At 65.0% G+C, this 20,803-nt stretch carries 26 protein-coding genes and 3 pseudogenes; 3 read left to right on the top strand and 26 right to left on the bottom strand.

The features are described 5' to 3' along the window. Window positions 1-5: 5 nt before the first annotated feature. Window positions 6-428, top strand: coding sequence for an arsenate reductase (glutaredoxin) (gene arsC, locus V8Z80_RS11330; RefSeq protein ID WP_013391795.1), 423 nt, complete (start codon window positions 6-8; stop codon window positions 426-428). Next, a complete protein-coding gene (gene arsH / locus V8Z80_RS11325; RefSeq protein ID WP_013391794.1) occupies window positions 421-1,143 on the top strand; it encodes an arsenical resistance protein ArsH in 723 nt (240 codons plus the stop codon). The genes arsC and arsH overlap by 8 nt, the downstream gene beginning before the upstream one ends. Window positions 1,144-1,202: 59 nt before the next feature. Here the strand turns inward: arsH and V8Z80_RS11320 are convergent, their stop codons facing one another. The 18 genes and pseudogenes from V8Z80_RS11320 to merT form a co-directional block, all read right to left on the bottom strand. Continuing rightward, entirely contained in the window at window positions 1,203-3,482 is a 2,280-nt protein-coding gene (locus V8Z80_RS11320; protein WP_013391793.1) for a helicase-related protein, read from the bottom strand. Window positions 3,483-3,618: 136 nt separating this feature from the next. Continuing rightward, complete coding sequence (locus tag V8Z80_RS11315; protein WP_003116817.1) at window positions 3,619-3,924, bottom strand: hypothetical protein; 306 nt, start codon at window positions 3,922-3,924, stop codon at window positions 3,619-3,621. A gap of 89 nt (window positions 3,925-4,013) precedes the next feature. Next, on the bottom strand, window positions 4,014-4,334 hold the full coding sequence (locus V8Z80_RS11310; protein WP_003116818.1) for a hypothetical protein: 321 nt from the start codon (window positions 4,332-4,334) through the stop codon (window positions 4,014-4,016). A gap of 50 nt (window positions 4,335-4,384) precedes the next feature. Further along, window positions 4,385-5,518, bottom strand: a complete 1,134-nt coding sequence (locus V8Z80_RS11305) for a DUF6094 domain-containing protein (RefSeq protein WP_223224654.1) — start codon at window positions 5,516-5,518, stop codon at window positions 4,385-4,387. 40 nt (window positions 5,519-5,558) lie between these two features. Then, on the bottom strand, window positions 5,559-6,206 hold the full coding sequence (locus tag V8Z80_RS11300) for a hypothetical protein (protein WP_003116820.1): 648 nt from the start codon (window positions 6,204-6,206) through the stop codon (window positions 5,559-5,561). A 76-nt stretch (window positions 6,207-6,282) separates the two neighbouring features. Next, on the bottom strand, window positions 6,283-6,543 hold the full coding sequence (locus V8Z80_RS11295) for a hypothetical protein (protein ID WP_003090124.1): 261 nt from the start codon (window positions 6,541-6,543) through the stop codon (window positions 6,283-6,285). Window positions 6,544-6,559: 16 nt separating this feature from the next. Further along, a complete protein-coding gene (locus V8Z80_RS11290; RefSeq protein ID WP_003116821.1) occupies window positions 6,560-6,967 on the bottom strand; it encodes a hypothetical protein in 408 nt (135 codons plus the stop codon). Between the two features lie 104 nt (window positions 6,968-7,071). After that, a complete protein-coding gene (locus V8Z80_RS11285) occupies window positions 7,072-7,413 on the bottom strand; it encodes a hypothetical protein (RefSeq protein WP_003116822.1) in 342 nt (113 codons plus the stop codon). Between the two features lie 94 nt (window positions 7,414-7,507). Continuing rightward, entirely contained in the window at window positions 7,508-8,197 is a 690-nt protein-coding gene (locus V8Z80_RS11280; protein WP_003116823.1) for a DUF3275 family protein, read from the bottom strand. 94 nt (window positions 8,198-8,291) lie between these two features. Beyond that, window positions 8,292-9,119, bottom strand: a complete 828-nt coding sequence (locus V8Z80_RS11275) for a DUF932 domain-containing protein (RefSeq protein WP_013391792.1) — start codon at window positions 9,117-9,119, stop codon at window positions 8,292-8,294. A gap of 145 nt (window positions 9,120-9,264) precedes the next feature. After that, window positions 9,265-10,170 (bottom strand): DUF3577 domain-containing protein, encoded by a 906-nt coding sequence (locus V8Z80_RS11270; RefSeq protein WP_003116825.1) that lies wholly within the window; start codon window positions 10,168-10,170, stop codon window positions 9,265-9,267. Window positions 10,171-10,480: 310 nt separating this feature from the next. Continuing rightward, a pseudogene (locus V8Z80_RS11265) lies at window positions 10,481-10,931 on the bottom strand (XF1762 family protein). Between the two features lie 141 nt (window positions 10,932-11,072). Continuing rightward, window positions 11,073-11,369: pseudogene (locus V8Z80_RS11260) on the bottom strand (DUF3085 domain-containing protein); the annotation flags it as partial. Between the two features lie 33 nt (window positions 11,370-11,402). After that, window positions 11,403-11,921, bottom strand: a pseudogene (locus V8Z80_RS20900) (Tn3 family transposase); the annotation flags it as partial. Next, the gene (locus V8Z80_RS20895) at window positions 11,885-12,400 is read right to left on the bottom strand and encodes a Tn3 family transposase (RefSeq protein WP_003098931.1); all 516 of its coding nucleotides are present in this window, start codon (window positions 12,398-12,400) and stop codon (window positions 11,885-11,887) included. The gene V8Z80_RS20895 and the pseudogene V8Z80_RS20900, both read right to left, overlap by 37 nt. Before the next feature lie 18 nt (window positions 12,401-12,418). Next, entirely contained in the window at window positions 12,419-14,107 is a 1,689-nt protein-coding gene (gene merA / locus V8Z80_RS11250) for a mercury(II) reductase (protein WP_003098932.1), read from the bottom strand. 10 nt (window positions 14,108-14,117) lie between these two features. Beyond that, window positions 14,118-14,405, bottom strand: a complete 288-nt coding sequence (merP, locus tag V8Z80_RS11245; protein ID WP_003116826.1) for a mercury resistance system periplasmic binding protein MerP — start codon at window positions 14,403-14,405, stop codon at window positions 14,118-14,120. Window positions 14,406-14,417: 12 nt separating this feature from the next. Beyond that, a complete protein-coding gene (gene merT, locus V8Z80_RS11240; RefSeq protein WP_003116827.1) occupies window positions 14,418-14,768 on the bottom strand; it encodes a mercuric ion transporter MerT in 351 nt (116 codons plus the stop codon). A 71-nt stretch (window positions 14,769-14,839) separates the two neighbouring features. Between merT and merR the strand changes: the two genes are divergently transcribed. Then, on the top strand, window positions 14,840-15,247 hold the full coding sequence (gene merR, locus V8Z80_RS11235; RefSeq protein WP_003098939.1) for an Hg(II)-responsive transcriptional regulator: 408 nt from the start codon (window positions 14,840-14,842) through the stop codon (window positions 15,245-15,247). Between the two features lie 261 nt (window positions 15,248-15,508). On the opposite strand, the gene V8Z80_RS11230 is transcribed toward merR, so the two are convergent. The 8 genes from V8Z80_RS11230 to lspA all read right to left on the bottom strand — a co-directional run bounded on the left by V8Z80_RS11230 (window position 15,509) and on the right by lspA (window position 20,800). After that, window positions 15,509-16,333 (bottom strand): hypothetical protein, encoded by an 825-nt coding sequence (locus V8Z80_RS11230; protein ID WP_003098941.1) that lies wholly within the window; start codon window positions 16,331-16,333, stop codon window positions 15,509-15,511. A gap of 288 nt (window positions 16,334-16,621) precedes the next feature. Then, complete coding sequence (locus V8Z80_RS11225; RefSeq protein WP_003116828.1) at window positions 16,622-16,900, bottom strand: hypothetical protein; 279 nt, start codon at window positions 16,898-16,900, stop codon at window positions 16,622-16,624. 97 nt (window positions 16,901-16,997) lie between these two features. Next, window positions 16,998-17,735, bottom strand: a complete 738-nt coding sequence (locus V8Z80_RS11220; protein WP_003116829.1) for a DUF5983 family protein — start codon at window positions 17,733-17,735, stop codon at window positions 16,998-17,000. 83 nt (window positions 17,736-17,818) lie between these two features. Continuing rightward, window positions 17,819-18,505: a hypothetical protein gene (locus V8Z80_RS11215; RefSeq protein ID WP_003116830.1), complete on the bottom strand. Its 687-nt coding sequence runs from the start codon at window positions 18,503-18,505 to the stop codon at window positions 17,819-17,821. A 182-nt stretch (window positions 18,506-18,687) separates the two neighbouring features. Then, a complete protein-coding gene (locus V8Z80_RS11210; protein ID WP_336062053.1) occupies window positions 18,688-19,080 on the bottom strand; it encodes a hypothetical protein in 393 nt (130 codons plus the stop codon). Window positions 19,081-19,101: 21 nt separating this feature from the next. Next, complete coding sequence (locus V8Z80_RS11205; protein ID WP_073667573.1) at window positions 19,102-19,314, bottom strand: hypothetical protein; 213 nt, start codon at window positions 19,312-19,314, stop codon at window positions 19,102-19,104. Between the two features lie 337 nt (window positions 19,315-19,651). Further along, window positions 19,652-19,963, bottom strand: coding sequence for a hypothetical protein (locus V8Z80_RS11200; protein WP_003108988.1), 312 nt, complete (start codon window positions 19,961-19,963; stop codon window positions 19,652-19,654). Between the two features lie 336 nt (window positions 19,964-20,299). Next, complete coding sequence (lspA, locus tag V8Z80_RS11195) at window positions 20,300-20,800, bottom strand: signal peptidase II (protein ID WP_003098955.1); 501 nt, start codon at window positions 20,798-20,800, stop codon at window positions 20,300-20,302. Between the last annotated feature and the right edge of the window lie 3 nt (window positions 20,801-20,803).

Genomic DNA, 20,803 nt, shown 5'->3' with positions numbered 1-20,803 from the left:
CATCCATGAGCACCATCACGATCTACCACAACCCAGCCTGCGGCACCTCGCGCAACGTGCTGGGCCTGATCCGCAACAGCGGCGAGGAACCGACCATCATCGAGTACCTGAAAACGCCGCCCGACCGCGACACGCTCCAGGCGCTGATCGCGGCGATGGGCGTGCCGGTGCGAGACGTGCTGCGCGAGAAAGGCACGCCCTATGCCGACCTCGACCTGGGCAACCCGAAGTGGAGCGACGACGACCTGATCGGCTTCATGCTCCAGCATCCCATCCTCATCAACCGGCCTATCGTGGTCACGCCGCTAGGCACGCGCCTGTGCCGGCCTTCGGAAGCCGTGCTCGACCTGCTGCCGCAGCCGCAGCGCGGCGCGTTCAACAAGGAAGACGGCGAGCCGGTGGTCGATCAGGACGGCCGCCGTGTCTGAATCTCGTCTCGACCTGCCGAACATCGACACGGCGCTGTTCCAGCAACCGGACACCGAACATCTGTTCGCGCCGGCACGGGCCACGCACGCGCCGCGCTTCCTGCTGCTCTATGGTTCGCTGCGCGAACGCTCGTTCAGCCGCCTCGCAGCCGAAGAAGCCGCACGCATCTTGCGGGCGCTGGGCGGCGAGACCCGATTGTTCAATCCGTCCGGGCTGCCTCTGGTGGACGATGCGCCGGCCGATCACCCGAAGGTCAAGGAACTGCACGAACTGGTGCAATGGGCCGAGGGCATGGTGTGGAGTTCGCCGGAGCGCCACGGCGCGATGACCGGCCTGATGAAGACCCAAATCGACTGGATTCCGCTGTCGGTCGGCGCGGTGCGCCCGACCCAGGGCAAGACGCTGGCGGTGATGCAGGTATCGGGCGGCTCGCAGTCGTTCAACGCCGTCAACCAGATGCGCGTGCTGGGCCGCTGGATGCGGATGCTGACCATCCCGAACCAGTCCTCGGTCGCCAAGGCGTACCAGGAGTTCGACGAGGCCGGACGCATGAAGCCCTCGGCCTACTACGACCGCGTGGTGGACGTGATGGAAGAACTGATGAAGTTCACGCTGCTCACGCGCGACGTGGCGCCGTATCTGGTGGATCGTTACAGCGAGCGCAAGGAAAGCGCTGAATCACTGTCCAGGCGTGTACGGCAAGGTGCAATTTGACGCTGCGAGGCGCTGAAAAAAGAGCCGACGACCTCTCGGTCGTCGGCATTGCGTGAAGTTCAGGCGGCGACCAGTTGCCGGGCCAGTGCGACCTCGACGGAATCACCATCCTGGTTCAGGACATCCAGCCCCGATTCGGGCACGTCGCCCGAGGTGGACTGCGAGACCATGATCTTCTTGGCCATCAGTTCCAGGCAGGTCATCTGCGAAGAACCGGCGTAGCCGAGGTAGATCACGCGCACCGGCAACTTCTGCCCGATGCGCCAGGAGCGGCGTGCCGCCTGCTGGAGCGAGTACACGTTGTAGCCCGACTGCATGAACACGATCGTCGGAAACTCCAGCAAGTCCAATCCCGTCTTGACCAGCTCGGGATTGGTGATGAGCACGTCGATGCCACGATCCAGTTGCTCAGCGATCCAGTCTTCGCGGCGGCTGGCATCCACGCTTGCGCGCAGCACCGCCACCTTGAAGCCTTCTTGCTCCAGCAGCACCTTCAGGCGCGACGTGGTGTCCCGCGTGCCGGTATAGACCGTGTAGGCCAGAACCTTGCGGCCCTGCGCCTTCTCCGCTTTGCAGATGTCGATCAGCTCACGCTCCTTGGGGCTGATCTCGAACTCGTTGAACTGAGCCGGGACAAACGCCAAGGTGTTGCGCGTGCGCGGATGCACCACGGTCTCCGACCGGAAGCAGCAATCCGGCCAGGCCAGCAGCACGTTGAGGACCACACCCAGCAAGGTCGTATCGCGTCGCGCCAGAGCCTGTTTCAGCTCCGCGGTCAGCCGACCCGCCAGATCGCGGTAGGCCGCGGCTTGCGCCGTGTCCATCGCGACTTCACGGAACTCCTCGTCATACGGCGGCAGGACGTTGCCACCGATGTCCTTGAGCTTGAGAAAGATCGTGAACGGCAGGATGCAGCGCAGCACGCCCTTGGGGCCAAACCCCGGGGCCTTGACCGTGCGCACCGATACCTTGGTGCCCTTGGCCGTCTTGTGCGCCGTGCCGGTGCTCTCGGAGTAGATGTCCTTCAACACCCCGTGATCGCGCATGAACGCCATCGCAGCCGAGGTCATGCTGCCGCTCGTGGTCGGGCGGTAGCCGTCTTCGATCATCCGCCCCGGAAGGGCTCGGAACAGCAGGTGGAACAGGTCGTCCCCGTAGCCGCCCATCAACGTGCCGGTCAGCAGCAAGGTCTTGCGAGCCTTCGCCGCCAGCACGCCCATGGCCTGGCCCTGGGCACTGCCCCCGTTCTTGTACTCATGTGCCTCATCGGCGATGAGCAGGTCGAACGTGCCTTGCGGCAGGTAGCGTTTGATGAACTCGGACGGCTGATAGCCGCCCTCGCCAAAGCCGAACTCCATGTTGGCCATCGCACGTTCCATGCGCGTGGCCTGACGGTCGGAAAACACCAGCTCGCCGTTGCCATCCATGAGGTTGATGAACTCATGGATGTTGTCGCCGAGCATCGACGCCAGGAACCCGTCACCGAACTTTTGCATCAGCTTCTGCGCGGTGACCTCTCCGATGGTCGGTATGCGCTTTAAGGCTTTGAGCACGGCCGAGGACTGGTCGCTGCCGGACAGACTGCGCGGGCGGATCAGTGTCCACAGGGGCGCGGCGCAGTGGCCGCACTTCCTGCGGCACTCCTCGGCTTGGAGCGCGATCGGGTTGACCGGCTCGCCGTCGAGGTCGGTGATGACCGTGCCGCAGTCCGGGCAGGCCGCCACGTCGCCGTGGCGGGTGCGCCGCGTGGTGAAGACAGGCTTCCAGTGAAAGCCCATCCGCATCCTGACGCGCCCCAGGACGAAGAACTCCTGGCCCGTGGGCTGCACGCCCAACTGCTCGCGCAGCTTGATGAGCTTGACGAGCGTATCCGGCCCGTTGAGTACCCACACCTTGGCACCGGCCACCGTCTCCTGGATCTCGCGCCGCCACTTGTAAACCAGGTGGGGCGGCGACAGCACCAGAGTGCGGCGATAGCCTTCGGCGTTGAGCACGGCGGCCGTGGCAATGCCGACGGTCGTCTTGCCGCAGCCCATCTCGCCATTGACGATCGCAGCACGTTCGCCACGGTCGATCAGCAGCTCGGCGGCGGCGTGGACGACTTCGGCCTGGGCTGGGAACAGCTTGCGCTTGAGGCTGGCGACCACCAGTTGCCGGTGCGCCTGCGGTTGGCCGGTATAGACCGGCGGATTAGCGCTGTTGAGGGCGTCGAGTAGTTCGTCGCCGAACTCGCCGACAAAATCCTGAAGGCTCAGGGTCAGAGGGGAAGATTCCGCGTCGAGCAGTTCGCCCTGTACGGGCGCGGATTCAGCGGCAGTGGTTTCGAGATCGAGGGACATGGTGATGCTCCAAAGAAAAATGGGGCATGCACCACCCCCAGCGGGGCAATGGCATGCCCCGTGGTGGGAAGAGAATCGACGCGTGGCTGAGGGTGGTTGAAGGTGCTGGCCTGGGCGGCCCGCAGGTGAACCGTGCTCAGTCTTCGGACGGAAGCACGATGACGGTTGCGCAGCGCTGCGAATCGGTGACGATGCGAATGGCGAGCCCCGGATGGATCACGTAGTGCGATTCCAGCGACGCGCCCGATTGAAGCGCGCTGCTGTTCGTCTGCCATTGCTGGATGTTGACGTCGCCCCAGTCGCCACGGGTGTGGCGCCTGAAGTACGGGATCGGGTCCAGGCGACCCGCGCGGACCAGGCGGTCTACACCTCTGCTGAAGATGAGCGCCCCGATGGGGAACGCCAGCCGCTGGCAGTAGGTTTCGATGCGATGCGATGCCATGGGCTCCTCCTTGATGAGTCATTGAGCCACGACACCCCTGCCGGAGTGAAGTGGCTCCGTCAGGTGGATGAGGATGACGATGTGGGGCCTCAGATCAGGTCCCGCTCTTCGGGAAGCTGGACCACCGTGGTCTGGTGGTCCTCGCTGGTCTTGACGATCAGCGCCAGGTCCGGCGTGATCCTGAACTGCGAGATCATTAGGTTGTCCTGTTGGATCGCCACGTCGTTGGCTTGGCGTGTGGCCTCATCGATCTCGCCCCAGTCCCCGCGCACATGGCGCTGGACATAGGCCAAGGGGTCGATCAGGCCTCGCCGGGCCAGCCAATGCACCTTCTCGCTCAACTTCAACGTACTCGGTGCGAACAACGGTTGCTTGTGCGGCGCAGGCCGCTTGAACGGATTGGGGATCATGGTGTTTCTCCTTCGAGTTGGTACAGCAGGACGGCAGCGCGTCCGGTGGATCAGCGAATGGTCAACACCTCGCCCCGTGTCGCGGAGCCAGGTGTCATGTCCCACGCGCGGATGACGGGAACGAACTTGTCGGTGAGGATGCGGGTCTCGGCGATGGAGCCGTCTTCGCGTTCGGTGAACTCCCGCTGGAGCGTCTTGTCCTTGTGGGTGTCACCTTTGACGACGAGCACGCGCCCGGTCTTGGAGCGCACAACCCCCGAGATCGCACCCGCGGCCAGAGCCAGGGCGAGATGCCAGCGGGACAAGGCCCGCGCCGGTGGACGCAGCGATTGCTGCGCAGCCCCCAGGTGCGTGTCCTGCGATGGCCACAAGCCTTGCAGCCTGCCAACCTCATCGGCGAACTGCTCGGGCTCCATCGTCACGCGGAAGAAATGCTCTGGCTCGGCCGGGCTGGCGGGGACGATGTACGGCAGGAACGGCCACTCGCTCGGCAGTTCCTCGGCTTCGACTTCGCCTTGCCCTACCTGCAACAGCAGATTGCGCACGGCCTTGACGCCATCGGGCACCTGCTCGCGCTGGCGCACCCGGCGTCCGAAGATCACCACCTGCTTGAACTGCGTCTCCACCGCTCGGTAGATGCGCAGGTCCGTGTAGTGGCGCGTCAGCCAGCCGACCAACTCCGCGTCGAGCACGTAGCCGGGGACGATGAAAACCAGCACGCCGCCGTATTGCAGCAGCGAGAGCGTGCGCTGGTAGAACAGCTTTTCAAGGCGGGCACGGCCCTGGCCCTGATAGCCGATGTTGCCGTTGACGTCCTTGGACAGGTCCCCATACGGCGGGTTGAGCCAGAGCAGCCCGAAGGACTGCTTGGAGACCATCGTGTCCATCAGGTCCGCGTGCAGGCAGTGATCGACCAGGCCGCGGGCATGGCGCGCCCGCTCCGCGTCGAACTCGACGGCGAACGCCTTTGCCTGCTCGCGCCCGAGGGCATGGGCGGCTTCGGCGATCGCCACGCCTTCGCCGGCGCAGGGATCGAGGATGCACATCGGCCCGTCGCTGGGCATCAGTGCGTTGAGCGCTCTTTCGAGCGTGGGTTCGTCGGTCGGGAAATATCCGTTCTTGACGAAATTGCGGGCGAGCCGCGGGAACATGAGGGCCATGGAAGTCTCCTGGTTGGCGGGGATGAAACACGGAAGTACGCCAAGGCGTGCCTCCGAGGGTGGGTCAAGCCGCTACCGCTTCCGGCGTCCAAATCTTGGCCGGATACGGATAGGCGGTGAGCGCGTCGCTGCGGATCAGGGAGCCGAGCGCCAGGGTCAGCGCCGGCACGTCGATGGCGAGCCGATGGCCTTCCAGCGGCCCGAGGGCGAACGGAAGGCGGGCCAGCATCTCGCGGGTTTGCAGCAGTTCCAGCACGGTCTCGCGCCAGTGATCGAGCAGCGGCAACGGGCAGGTGTCCCGCACCAGCATCCACAGGCGGTCAAGCCTGTGGGCGCTGTCGCGTGGCAGCAGTGCCAATGCGCTGGCGTTGGCCTTGTCGGGCTTGACGCAGCGCCGGTCGAACAGCCACACGTTGGACAGCGAGCCGAACAGCGTCCGCCGGTACGCGCGCGTGATGCGCTTTTCCAGGCGATCGACGTTGCCGATGAATACCGGGACGCTGCCGCCCTGGTCGGTGATGACGTGGAACTGGTCCAGTCCCTGCTCGTCGCGCCCGAGGGTCAGGCGAGCGAGGAACTGCTGGACGGCGGTGTCCCGCGCCCAGATGGACAGGAAGATCAGGTTGCCCTGGTCATCGCCGACGCAGGCGTCGGCCATCACGTCCGGGCATTCGTCGATGCGGTACAGCGTGGAAGAAGTGTTTGCGGGCATGGTGGTGTCCTCGGATGAACGGGAACAGCACCGCCCGCTGGGGCAAGTACTGCCCCAGGGGGTGGAAGAAAACCGCTCAGTCCGGCTCGAACTGCCGGGTGTGCGGGTTGAAGTGAAGCGGCTCGTCCGCCGAAGTGATCGGCGTGAAGCCTTCCAGGTAGATGTTGTTGAGGTACTGGTCGCGGTAGGTCAGTGCCTGCCGTGCCTGGTCCTCGGTGAGGCCGTTGTCGATGAAGTACGCCAGCATTTCCTCGTCGGAGGACACTTCGTCGTTGGACAAACTCCCTTCAACGAGTGCCAGCAACGAGGGCGGAAGCGTTGCCAGGATCGGGTCCATGTCGGTTCCTCCTGGCTCAGGCCATCGACGCCGCGGCGGATGCCGCGGATGCCGTGGGTGTGCGCCGCCGGGCGTGGTAGGCGCGAACGCCTGCACGCCAGTCGGCGGACTGCTCCGGTGCGAGGTCCAGATAGGACAGCGGGCACGTGTAGTAGTACGGGTGCATGGACTCGTCCAAGGACTTGTAGCCCCACTGGCCGCCGCTTCGTTCAAGCAGATCGCAGCGGATGTAGCGCAGGGACTGGCCCGGTGCGAGATCACGATGCACGCCTTCGACCTTGGCGGTCACTTCGGCGACGGACCACAGCACGTTGCCGCGCAGGGTGTGAGCGATGACCTTGACGCTGGCGCGCTCGGTCTCTTGCGGTGCGATCAGTTCCGCGATCAGTTCGGACCGCGATTGGTTTGAGAAATACCAGCCCATGAGAGGCCTCCTCGAAAAGTTGAGCTGAAGGCCTCCCCGTGGGGAAGAACCCCCAGCGGGTGATGGAATGCCGCATCTGCGGCGAAGGAACCTATGCGTCGCCCTCAATCCCAGTCGTCATCGTCTCGATCACAACCGGCCGGGCAGTAGCCGAACTCGATCCCGTGCGAGCAATAGCCATGCTCCGCATTCCAGTCCTGGGTTTCCTGCCGTTCGGCAGGTGTTGCGTAGTCCCATTCCTGGGCCGCGATTTCGAGAGCCTGAGCACGTTGCTCATCCGGCAAACGATTGGCCTGTGCGTCGATCGCCGAACTGAAGAGCGTCACGTAGTGGTCGTAGGACAAGCCGCAACCGCGCTGGGCGTGTGCGGCGGCCGCTTTGCAAAGGTCCCGCCACGCGGGTTCATCCAGCGTTGAACGCGGGGTATCGCAAGCGATGGTGGACATGATGGAGACCTCCAGAAAATGGCCAGGGCCTCCCCCGCATGGGAAAGGAACCCCGGCGGGTGGATGAAGAACACCGCGCATGCGGCGTCTGCGATCACGCAGGTTTTGGTTCGGCCTGGCGGCTCCACTCCTGCGTCTTGAAGTCCAGCGCGTAGCCCAGCTCGCCCAGGCGGGCGATCTGCGCGCGCAGGGTGCGGCGGTCGATGGTCGAATCCAGTTTCACGGACTCGCCCAGCGGCCACAGCAGGCCGAAGAGCGCGGCGTCACCGTCTTCGGTGCTGCCGGGGGCAGCGGCCGTAGCAGGCGGTGGCGCATCCACGCCGAAGGGCGTGGTATCGACCAGCGGGTCCGCGGACGCCTGCACGGGTGCGGGCTTGGCGGGCCTGGACGCTTTGGTGGGCTTGGCCGGCGTTGCCGCAGGCTGCGCCCCTTGCTCTTCATCGAGCGGATCGACGTCCTGGGTGGCGAAGCTGCGGGCTTCGTCGCGGCTGAGTTTGTCGATGCCGTTGAGCGTCATGCCGTCGAGGCTGGCACGGATCTCGAACCGCATGCCGCCGCCGACCGGATAGGACTTCGGGAAGATGTACCTGATGATGAATTCCCCGTCGTACTTGCCTTCGGGGTACTGCTCCAGCTCCGGGTCTTTGACCTCGAAAGTACCGAGGTGCGTCGCGAGGCGGCCAACCGTGAACGGGCCGTTCTTGCCGCGGATGGTACGCAGCGTGAGCTGGCCGGGGACGACGATGGGCGCAACAGATTTCTCGGAAGCCGATGGGGTTGCCATGATGGTTCTCCTGATGATGAATGACGGGCCGCCGACGGCACCCGGTGGATGAGAGGAAATGGCCTCGCCCGAGGTGGGCGAGGTCCGCGTGGCATCACGCCTTGAGCTGGCGCATGCCTTCGGCCAGCAGCCACAACGCCCGGTTCAGGCGCAGGTTCTGGTCGATGCCTTGCACCGGACGGGTGCGCTGATTGCGGCCGTTGGCCGTGCGTCCGTTCAGGCCCCCTTTGACTAGGTTCTCCTGGACGCGGTTGAAGACGGCCCACAGGTCGTTCTTGCGGTCGTCCCATCGCCGAGGGGCCAGCAGTTGGCTCTCGGTGACAGGCGTGGACTTGGCCGGATCGTCGTACTTGAGTGCGAGCGCAGAGTTCGCAAAGACCTCCGCTTCGCCCTCATCGAGGGTGATGGTGCGCATCGCATCGCGCGCGTTCTGCACGCGCTCGAAACCTTCGAGGACTCCGTAGGCACCTTCGATCACCTGGCTGGCCACGTCGCCCTTGTGGGGAACGCGGATGTCTGCGGTGGTGTCACCGCAAACCAGGCCGTTGTGGCAGACGAACCGGAACATGCCGGCGAGCATCTGATAGCTGCTCGTGCCGTCATGGCTGTTGAGCAGGATGATCTCGTTCGCCTCGTCGCCGTTGATCTGGCTTGCATGGCGAAGTCGGATGAGGTGCTTCGTGTACTCGCGCCGGTCTTCGTTGCGCACGCGCGTCTGACACACCATGAAGGGCTCGAAGCCCTCCTGGCGCAGCTTGGTCAGCACGGTCGAGGTCGGTATGTAGGCATACCGATCGGACCGGCTCCCATGTGGAGCGTCGGCGAAGATCGACGGAACGACGGCACGAATGCGGTCGTCCGAGAGTGGGCGATCAGAGCGCAGGATCGGGGATTGCGGAGCAAAGCGGGATACCAGAGACATGGCTGATCTCCTTTGAGAAATTCGACAACCGCGTGGCCGTGAGACCACGCGGAACTCGGGGGATGAAATGCGCAAGCACGCGTCCTGGGGACGCGGCGTACGTGGGGAGGAAAAGCGACAAGGCCCCGTGAGAGGCCGTGCCGGATCAGAACGAAGCAGCCAATGCCGGCTCCTGCTCCTGGACTTGCGCCTCGGGCTCGCGCTCGGCGGGCTCGGTGGCCGTGTCGATGGCATCGTCGGCTTCGGACGCGGATGCGTCTTCGGCCGGCGGCGCCTCGGCTTGCGCCTGGCTCGTCGGATAGACCTGGGTGCCGTCGATCTTGATGAGACCGATGTGGACCAGCGTCGATTCCAGGCTGGCGGCCGGTTCCCCGGCGTGCTCACCCTTGGTGCGGATGTACGGATCGATCTTCATGTCGTTCAGACGGAAGGCGATCAGCACCTTGCGGTCACCCTCGACGGCCTGAACGCACCGGCGAACCAGGTGCTCGGCTTCCGGGGTGGCGACGATGGTGTCGAAGTACCGATACTCCGGTTCATCGACAGGCCCGGCCAGTGCCGCGACGGTGCAAGAGAGGAACGAGTCGCCAGCTTTTGGGGTGACGTCCTTCACACGATTGAGATAGCCGATGCCGCGGGTGATCAACTCGTGCTGCTCGATCGAAGCCAGTTCGGCCCGGTCGATCAGTTCGGCCTTGAGCAGTCGCGCCTTGAGGGACGCGGCGGCCTGACCCTTCTGCTCACCCTTGTCGCGGATGTACACATCGCCCCACAGGTCACCGAGGCGAAAGCGCACCAGCGGGCGCTGCTTGGGATCGTCAACGCCGATGTAGCGCTGAACGAGCTTCTTGGCCTCGGCACCCGAGACCTTGACGTCGAAGTAGCGGTAGCTGGGGTCCCGGGCGGGGCCGACCAGCGCGGCGATGGTGCATGCCAGGAAAGGCTGCGCACGGCGGCCGCCCCGGACGGGCACTTCACGGACACGCTGGATGTAGCCGATGCCCGAGGTGTGGAGGTCGAAATACGATTTCTCGTTGGACGTGGTGTTCATGGTGAATCTCCATTGGGATGAAGCGGAGACACACCGGCCCACGCATGCGGGGAAGGTGCGTGACCCCGCGGTGGGTTGATAAGGCGAAAGCATCCGCCACCAGAGGCTGGTGGCCGCTCGCGGAAGGATGCGGTGCGAGCTGGCTCGGTCACGCAGTGGGAACTGCGCCGCAACCTCGAAGACCGATGGTTGCCTGGCATGTCGCTGACGACGTCAGCAGGCATGGGGCCAGCATGGCGGGGCCTCGCGCGCGCGGCAGCAATCAATCGGCACCCGGGCGCTTCCCTTTGTCCGCGCCACCCGGCGCCTGTCACAGGCACTTGGCGCCGCGCAGGTGCTCGGGGGTATCGGCGCGCGGACGGCCGGGACGGCTCCAGGCGCCGCCACCGCGCGCGCCGATCAGCCGCCAGCCGGCGGCGCGCAGGCTGGCGCCACCTTCGTCGGGCATGGTGTAGGTGAGCAGGCGTATGTAGCCCAGCGCCCTTGCCGCCTGCCAGGCCGCGCCGTAGAGCTTGCTGCAGGCGCTGGGTGTGCCGTCGGTGCACAGCCGCGTGACTTCCAGCGTCCAGGTGCCGCGCGACCGGGCGGCCGACAATGGCCACGCCGTGGATCAGGTCGCTGTCGCTCAGCGTGACGGCCAGGGCGAACTTCGCGCCCTGGACCGGGCGGTGGTGGCGATGGTGCGACAGAACGAATGCATTGGCCGTGCGCAGCGACACCGGTAGGAGGTGCAGCCTCGGCGAGGTCGATGGCGTGTTCATGCGGTTGTCTCCGGTGGCATGCCGGCGTTGTGGCCGGCGGGGCGTGCCTCGGCGGCTGGAGACAAACGCGCACGCGCGGCGATGGCGGCGGTGCGAACAAAAGAAGGCCCCCGATGCGGGGGCTGCGAGGCGGTTGCCGCGTCAGGCGGGAGGCACCACTGCTAAGGACAGGTGCGTGGCGGTGGCGGAAAGCACGAGATCGTCCGCCGAGTGCTGGAGGCGCGTGAACAGGCCGTCCTTCGGGTCGAAATACTCCGCGAAGTCATCGCCGCCCAGCTCGCGGCCGGCGAGGTGCCACCAGTCATCGAACGGGTCGGTGTCCGGGTTGCATCCGACGGCGTAGGCGAGCAGTGCCTGGCGCCCATCCGGGCGACGCTCCCCACGCTCGGCGAGGAAGTACACGCCCTGATCCTTGACCAGGACAATGCGGCACTGATTGGGGACGTCTCAGAAAACGGAAAAAATCGTACGCTAAGCCGGTTGCAGCGGTCGTAGCGGCCTGAACTTGCCCGCGCCGATCTTGGCGCTGCTGCGCCAGAGGTAATCGCCGGTCAGGTTGATGTGCTCCCAGCCCAGCGGCGACAGGTACTGCAACAGGGCGTCATCGACAGTCTGGCCGTGACCGCGTAAGGCGTTTGAGGCCCGTTCCAGATAGACCGTGTTCCACAACACTATGGCCGCCGTCACCAGGTTGAGGCCGCTGGCCCGGTAGCGCTGCTGCTCGAAACTGCGGTCGCGGATTTCGCCCAGCCGGTTGAAGAACACGGCGCGGGCTAGCGCGTTGCGGGCTTCGCCCTTGTTCAGTCCGGCATGCACGCGGCGGCGCAGCTCGACGCTTTGCAGCCAGTCCAGGATGAACAGCGTTCGCTCGATGCGGCCCAGCTCGCGCAGCGCCACGGCCAGGCCGTTCTGGCGCGGGTAGCTGCCGAGTTTCCTGAGCATCAGCGAGGCCGTCACCGTGCCCTGCTTGATCGAGGTGGCCAGCCGCACCTTGGCGTTGATCGCCTTGCCGGACGCCTGGAACTGCTGCTGATGCTTGTGCTTGGCAGCGTTGAACAGCTTGCCCAGGATGCGGTCGTGCAGGTCGATGATTTCGTCGGTGACGGTGGCCATGCCCTCGATGGCGAGCGCACCAGGGTCGCGTAGCGGCGCTGTGCCTCGAACTTGGCCAGATCGGCGGGCGTCATCTGGCCGCCTTCGCGGGCGATCTTGAGCAGGCGGTTCTGGTGCACCGACCGCTCGATGCCGGAAGGCAGGTCGAGCGCCTGCCAGGCTTTGAGGCGCTCGATGTGTTCGAGTATGTGGCGCGAGTTCGGCTTGACGGGCGACTGGCGCAGCCAGGCCAGCCAGGTCGTCTTGCCGTTGTCGTGGCGCTTGAGCAGATCGTCGAGGCGGTGCCGGTGGGTGGCCGACAGGGGATCGGACAAGGCCGCGTAGATGCGGCGGTTGGCGCGGCTGTAGGCGTTCATCGAACACCTCCCTTTTCCTCATCCGGCGCAACAGGACAGTTGCTTCACGTCCTTGTTGAAGGTCTGCGCCGCGAGCTTCAGTCCCTCGACCATGGTCAGGTAGGGGAACAACTGGTCGGCCAGCTCCTGCACGGTCATCCGGTGGCGGATCGCCAGCGCGGCCGTCTGGATCAGTTCGCCCGCTTCCGGCGCGACCGCCTGTACGCCGATCAGCCGCCCTGAGCCAGCTTCCGCCACCAGCTTGATGAAGCCGCGCGTGTCGAAGTTGGCGAGCGCCCTCGGCACGTTGTCGAGCGTCAGCAGCCGGCTGTCGGTCTCGATGCCGTCGTGGTGCGCTTCCGCCTCGCTGTAGCCCACGGTCGCCACCTGCGGATCGGTGAACACCACCGCCGGCATCGCCGTCAGGTCCAGCGCCGCGTCGCCGCCGGTCATGTTGATCGCGGCGCGCGTGCCGGCCGCCGCCGCCACATAGACGAACTGCGGCTGGTCGGTGCAGTCGCCGGCAGCAAAGATGTGCGGTGCGCTCGTGCGCATGGCGCGGTCGATGACGATGGCTCCCTGCGCATTGACTTCGACGCCTGCCGCTTCAAGGTTCAGGCTGCGCGTGTTCGGCGCGCGACCGGTGGCGACCAGCAGCTTGTCGGCGCGCACTTCCCCCTGCCCGGTGGTGAGCACGAATTCCCCGCCCGCATAGGCAACGTGGCTCGCCTGGGTGTGGTCCAGCACCTCGATGCCCTCGGCGCGGAAGGCGTCTGTTACGGCTTCCCCGATGGCCGGGTCTTCTCGGAAGAACAGCGTGCTGCGCGCCAGGATCGTGACCTGGCTGCCCAGCCGGGCGAAGGCTTGCGCCAACTCGACCGCCACCACGGAGGAACCAATCACGGCCAGCCGCTCGGGGAGCGAGCTGCTTTCCAGCGCCTCGGTGGAGGTCCAGTGGGGTGTGTCCGCAAGGCCCGGGATTGGCGGAAGCGCCGGGCTCGCGCCGGTGGCAATCAGGCAGCGGTCGAAGTTCACCTCGTGCGTGCCGCCGTCAGCGGTCGCCACGGTCAGCGTGCGCGTGTCCCTGAACCGGGCCTCGCCGCGCAGCACGGTGATGGCCGGAGTGCTTGCCAGGATGCCTTCGTACTTGGCATGGCGCAGCTCCTCGACGCGGCCTTGTTGCTGGGCCAGCAGCCGCTCGCGCAGTACAGCGGGCGCTGCGGCCGGCAGGCCAGCATCGAACGGGCTTTCGCGGCGCAGGTGGACGATGTGCGCGGCGCGGATCATGATCTTGGACGGCACGCAGCCGACATTGACGCAGGTGCCGCCGATGGTGCCGCGCTCGATCAGCGTGACGCGGGCGCCTTGCTCCACGGCCTTCAAGGCAGCCGCCATCGCCGCGCCGCCGCTGCCTATCACAGCCACGTGCAGCGCTTGTTCACCGCCAACATGCTTCGTTTCGCCACCGAGCCAGCCCAGCGCCTTGTCTAGCAGGCCGGCAGGCTTGTTCGGCGTGTCGGTAAGCCGTGCGCGATAGCCGAGCGTGGCCACTGCGGCAACCAGCGGGGCCACGCTCACGCCTGCATCCGCCTCGATTTCGGCCTGCCGCTGCGGATAGGACACCGAGGCCGCGCGCACGCCGGGCACGTTCGTCAAAGCCTGCTGGACGTGCTCGGCGCACGACGTGCAGGTCATGCCTTCGATGTGGAGGGTGATCGCCTCGGCCATGATTACGCCCTCACTGCTTGACGCTGGACGGGTAACCCGCGTTTGCGGTGGCCTTGGTCAAGGCGTCGGCATTGGTCTTGGCCTCGTCGAAGGTGACGACGGCCTCCCGCTTCTCGAAGCTGACTTCGGCCTTCTCGACGCCGGCGACCTTGGACAGAGCCGTCTTGACCGTGATCGGGCACGCGGCGCAGGTCATGCCGGGCACCGACAGGGTGACGGTCTTGGTGGCAGCCCAGGCGGGCGCGCTTAGAGCGGCGGCCAGGGCGATGAGGGTGGTGAGGGTGGTGAGTTTCTTCATGGTGATCTCCTTTCAGTAGAACAGCGGCAGGACGTAGGGAAACGCGAGGGCAACCAGAACCAGGGCGGCCACGATCCAGAAGATCACCTTGTAGGCAGTCCGCACTTGGGGCACGGCGCAAACGTCGCCGGGCTTGCAGGCATGGGCTGGTCGGAAGATGCTGCGCCAGGCGAAGAACAGCGCGATGAGCGCTGCGCCGATGAAGATCGGCCGATACGGCTCCAGCACGGTCAGGTTGCCGATCCACGCGCCAGAGAAGCCGAGCGCGACCAGGACAAGGGGGCCGAGGCAGCAGGCCGAGGCGAGGACGGCCGCGACGCCGCCGGTCGCCAGTGCGCCGCAGCCGTTCTTGGGTTCCGACATAAGGTTCTCCTTCCGGGACTTCGCTTGATGCTGTAACGTTACTTCCGTAGTCAACTACGGAGTCAAGCGCCATGGAGAACGCTCAAGAGAATCTGACCATCGGGGCCTTCGCCAAGGCAGCCCGGGTCAACGTGGAGACGATCCGCTTCTATCAGCTCAAGGGCTTGCTACCCCAGCCGGAGCGGCCCTACGGTCGCATCCGCCGCTACGGGCAGGCGGACGTGGCGCGGGTGAAGTTCGTGAAGTCAGCCCAGCGCCTGGGATTCAGCCTGGATGAAGTCGGCCAGCTCCTGAAACTGGAGGACGGCACCCATTGCAGCGAGGCGGCCGAACTGGCTGCTCACCGGCTGGCCGATGTGCGCGCACGCATGGCGGACCTCACGCGGATGGAAGAGGCCCTGTCGACGCTAGTGAGAGAGTGCAACGCGCACCATGGCAATGTTTCCTGCCCGTTGATCGCAGCTTTGCATTGCTGCTAAAGGGCCCACTTCGGCTCTTAGCGTACGATTTTTTTCCGTTTTCTGAGACGACCCCTGATTGGCGATGGCTTCGGTCAGCACGGGGCGCAGGTCAGCGCCTTTGAATCGCAGTGACATGGATGAAATCTCCTGTGTGGAAGAATGAGAAAGGCCTCCATCCGATGGGATGAAGGGCCTGTAGTGCACGCGGCCGGAACGGCTGGAACGCCGTGGCGGATGCCTCGGGTCAGCCGCAGGACCGCCCGGTTTCGCTGCGGGGCGTCATGCCGGGACGGCCTGGCGCTTGCGGGCCGCTTTCGCGTCGAGGATGCTCACGTCGATCTGGCGCCAGCGCCCGTCGTCGATGAGCCTCTCCAGCACTTCGCCGAGCATGTCGAAATACACCTCGTCGTGCCGATCGACCAGTTCGACCGATTCACCGTTCTGACGGTGCAGTTCCACCACGTAGGTGTCTCCGCCGCGGTCGTAGAGGATCGTCACCCGGCCCTCGAACTTCGCGGTCGAGACCGTGAAGCTGATCGCCGGCGGGGTCTCGATGATCTTGGAGGGCGTGGGATCGACCCAGGTGAAGTCGCGGGCACCGGCATCCACCAGCATGTGGGTGATGCGCCGGAAGCGATCGGGGGCCGGCATCTCCTCCAACTGCTCGATGAGCTGGCCCAACTCCATGCACTGCGGCGTGGGAATGGGCAGCTTGGCCGGCGCCGAGCCGAGGATGTGCCTCGTGATGGTGTACGGCGTGCCGTCCGAAGTCTCCTCGGTGATGACCTCCGGCGTGTCCGCGCGCAGTCCGTCGAAGCGACGACGGGCATAGGGTTGGACATGCACCTTGGCGCCTTCGGCAGGAACCGTGGTCACCAGGCTGGGATCGAGCACCGCGAACTCGGAAGGCTTGAGCTTGACGACGATGGCATCGTCGGTCGCGGCGACCACCTTGCCGTCGAAGGGTTGGGGGTCGATGGCGAAGCCCAGCGTTGAGGACAGCGGCTGATCATCGAACACGCGGTACTTGAACGACCGCACGTTGCGGGGCACATGGCCTGCGACCAGCGAAGGCATCATGGATTTGATGAGGGAACGATCCATGGGGAAACTCCTTGAGGAAAAACAAGGGATTCCCCGCCCGCAAGGGAGAGGTCCCTTGTGGGTGGCGTGGATGGACGCGGTAGGTCCGTAGGAAGAAACGACCAGCACGGTTTCCCGCGCTTGCAGCCTCGAAGGTCTCGACTGCCTGGGCATGTGCCGGCAACGCCGACGAACATGGGGCAAGCATGGCCCTGGGGCGGTCTGCCTGCCCGCAGGAAACGGCACCGCACCACAACCGTTTTCCTGTGCTGCGGGCAAGAAAAAGCCCCTCGAAAGGGGCTGGAGGAATCAGGCTTGGTACACGAAGTAGTGCTCGCGCTGACGCGGAAAGAACACGTGTTTCCACGTGTCGCCGCTTGTGTTGCCACCGTCGAAGACGACCATTTCGTAGTCGTCCACGTCGGTGTCCACCAGGTCGGCGCTGGCGATATGGCGCATGTGCAGCGTGCCGCTCATGCGCTCGAATACCAGGATCTGGCCGATGGCATCTTCCTGGCTCATGGCGTTGACGCAGGCTCCGAGTTGGTGCTCGAAGTCGGATGCGGGTGTGATGAGGTCGGGGAACATGGGATCGCTCCTGTGAAAGTGCGCCGGCCCGGCTCTCTGGCGGGAGACCGGGCCGGCATGCGGTGAGGACAAGGAAGGCCGGGGATGTGTGTGGCAGCTATTCGCCGGCCAGCGATAGGCCCGGCAACACGGGTGCGTCGGCATCGAGGATGAGGATGCGCACGTCGGCCTGGCCGGCCAGTTCAAGGATCTGTGCCAGCTCGTCCGGCATGCCCTTGCTGCGGTGCTCCTGCCGAAGCTGCTCGGCGGCGATCCCCTCGACGTCCTGCAGGTGCTGGTCCGTCCAGGGCGTGGAGATCAGCTTGACGCCGATCGCCGGGCTGTAGGGAATCCGGAACGCGATGAACAAAAAGGCCTCCGGCGTCGCGAGGTCAGCCAGGTTGGCCAGGTACTGGCCGGTTTCGCGGCTGATGTGCGCGCTGCTGATTTCCCAGCACCGGCTGTAGTAGCCGGTCTCGAAGCTCAACCGCTGCACGACTTCCCGTGCGGCCTCGGCCGAATAGGTGTCGCCAATGTGGACGGGGCGGCCGTCGAAGTCGTCGCCGTGGATCGCGTACACCACGGCACCCACCATGCCTTCGCCGCTGCCCCCTTCAGCCGCGTCGCATTCGGCGATCAGTGCGGCGCCGACAGGTTCGGTGCCAGTCCTGACCACCGCGAAGTCGCTGGTGATGATGCAAGGAGAAGAAACCAGCGCCGCGTCGCAGAGGTGCTGCTGGCTCGGGTGGATGTTTCGCCAAACATGCGGGCTTCCGTCCTCGTAGCTGATGGACAGCGTGCGGACGATTTTCAGATTCCAGTAGCCGCGTAGAAAGGGATTGGGATTCTGGGACATGGGATTTCTCCAACAGAATAATGATGGAGCAAATCCCCGCCACCGGGAATTGACCCCGGTGGGTGGAAAGAAAGGAAACAGCGTCAGGTGACGCTGATCGTTGGCGTTTGGGCCAATCGCTCGGCGACGCGCCGGCGCAAATTCATGCGGAATGGCTCGTCGCTGACGCCCGCCAGCAGATTGATGGTCTCCAGCGCGATCAGGGCCGAAGCCTCTTCGATGTCGGCGGCCACAATGGTCTTGCGCAATTGGTCGCCGAGCTGGAGGGCCTGGGAGGAGGAGCTGATGAAGCGGACCTCGCGGCTCAGGTAGCAGCCGTTGCCGCCGAACTCGAACAGCCGCGGCTTGCTGCAGTACCAGCAGCCCTCGAACTGGATGGCGGTCAGGTGGTGCCCGTCATCGAACCGGGTGGCGATCAGAAACAATGCGTCGAGATCGGCGGTGTCCTCGAACGAATGACGGTCGATCAAGTTCCCCAGCTCTTCGTCCTCATCGGCACGGAAGTGCACGGCGAGCAGTTCGAGCAGCGGCGGGATCGACAGCCCTTCGTCGTCCGGCATCGGAATACCGAGTTGCGTGGCCAGGTCTTCCAGGCCATCGAGCACGTCCGGCCATTGCGGATTGGTGGTCTCGGCGATCTGGGCGATGTAGGCCTGCCCGTTGCCGGGGTGGCTCTCGTCCAGCGCGAAGGCGCCGAACAGCGCCTGGATGACGGGCGTCACACGGTCGAGCACGAGAACGCCGGTGGCTTCGTAGTAGTTGTTGGCCATGAAGGCTCCTTTCGATGAATGAACGGAGCCAGCCCTTGCGGACGATGGCATCCGCAGGGGAAACCGCCTGATGCCGGATGGCGCTGGGCGGGGAGAAAACGCGAGGGACATGGCCTCGAACGAGGCGCATGTCCCTCATGGGGTCCCGTGAACGCAGTGATGAAGGTGTGCCAGGGACCGGCTCACCAACCGCTGTAGTTCAGCAGCAGGTCGGCGATCACCTGGCGACGTGGCAGATCGAGGCCGTCGAAGTCCGACAACCCGTTGAAGTGGCAGCGCTTGAGCATGGCACCGCCCTCGCGCGCGTTGTAGAAGCTGAACATGGCGGACAGGAACATGCGTTCCCCGCTGCTCAGGACGCCGAGTGCGTCGTTGGCACGCAGCATGTCGGGACGCAGATCCCACTTGCTCTTTGCCTGGTTCAGGCCTTCGCGCGTGCCGTCGCCAAACCATTGCGGGCCTGCGATCTCGACGCCGCGCTTCCAGACCTCGAAGAAGGCTTGGGGCGCGGCGGCGAAATGCTGCTCTTCCCGCATGATCTGATCGACGACTTCCTGGGGCAAAAGCTGGTTCATGACGTGGTTCCTCCAGTTGGATCAGGGTGTGGCGAGCTGGGACCCGCCGCCTCTTTCGAGGGCACGTTGAGCCGCGGCATAGCTGCGGAAGTACTGGCAGGATTCCCGCGAAACGGGACCTTCTGTATCGCGCGTGCCGATGTAGTGGCCGGCGGCGCTATGCAGGATTTCGAGCGGCAGGAACTTGCCGCAATGGATCAAGGCCAACTGGCCGAAAGAGGCTTGCTGGGACATGGACGGGCTCCTTGGAAAAAGCGGGGCCTCGTCCCTCACGGGATGGCAGCTCCCGCACGCGGTTGAGAAAAAAGCATCGGCGTCACGGGTGACGCGCGTCCGCAGACTCGATGCGATGGCGGACTGGCGGGTAGCGCGGAAAGAATCCGCGGCAGCCTGGAAACTCTGGCTGCTGGCATGGTGCTGACGAATCAGCGACACATGCGGGCAGCTTCATGCGCGAGGCGAGCCGCGTCAGCCGGAAATCGGCATTTGCAACAGCCCCGATTGGCGAACGCGGAAAAAAGAAAGCCCCGCAATAAGTGCGGGGCTGTCAGGAGGATGAGGCGAAACTGGGTCAGCGAGGCCTGTCGCCCAGTACATGCTGCTTCCACAGGGCGAATGCCTCGTCCGGTCCCAGCTCTGCGAGGATGACGATGGGCTGGCCCCGACGGGCACGCAGCGATGCGAAATACGCTGGCCGGTCGGCGATGGCGTTGAGCTTGATGCCCTTTAGGAACAGCAACTGGCGGGGGCGAACTTTGGTGGTAACGCAGGCATGATTGCGCTTGTTTGGGGCAAAAGGGCCAGCGAAGCGGGCGGACACGGCCAGAAAACCGCGACGAACTACTTGTACTTGCCAGGCGAGGCGAACGGGTGACATCAGCATATCGCTATGCGGTAAAGAAGACCGTCCTAAAGCTTGCAGGATCCCGGCATAGCTTCATCATCACCTCTCCGTGACGGCTCATTGGAACGAAAAAGGCCAGCATCGCCGTGATGGACTTTCATAATTGCCAGGTCAACTGGCTTGCGTGCTGTTTATTCACAGCAAGGCATTGCGACGTCGTTGCAGCAATCGCCGCCATCGCAACAGGGCGTTGCAGCAAAAGCGGCGGTGGGCGCTAGCATGAGGGCCAAGCCGCGGCCGCTCATGCTGGGGGCCGTTCTCTTCAGATTGGTGTCCTGCACCGTGTGCATTGCGAATTTCCGGATCGTCCCAATGTCACTGGGACTCCTTTGTGGCGGCCGGGTTCTCCACGCTCATGAACGACTGGGCCACCAGCGCGATCGCCCCGCCCACGATGGCCATGTCAGCGATGTTGAAGGCGGGCCAGTGCCAGCCGTGCAGGTGAAAGTCGATGTAGTCGATAACGTGCCCGCGCGTGGCGCGGTCGAACGCGTTGCCCAATGCGCCGCCCAGAATGAGGCTGTACGAAAGGCCTTCCGTTTTGCGCAGCGGCCGGGAGAGCAGCCATGCGAGCCATGCCGATATTGCGAACGCGATCGCCAGAAAAAACCACCGCTGCCAGCCGCCCGCGCCAGCAAGGAAGCTGAACGCCGCGCCGGGATTGAGAGCGTGAACTAGGTTGAAGAATGACGCCACCTCGTGCGACCAACCCAAGGGAGTTGTCGCGTCAATGTAGCTCTTAGCTGCCTGATCGCCGGCGAATATAACGATCGCGAGTGAGTACCACTGCGTCTTGCGAAGAGATGGTTCATCCATTGT

This window comes from Orrella sp. JC864 (assembly GCF_037026685.1).
Lineage (GTDB): Bacteria > Pseudomonadota > Gammaproteobacteria > Burkholderiales > Burkholderiaceae_B > Orrella.
Note: the sequence above shows the minus strand (reverse complement) of the source record. Positions and strands in the feature narration are given on the sequence as shown.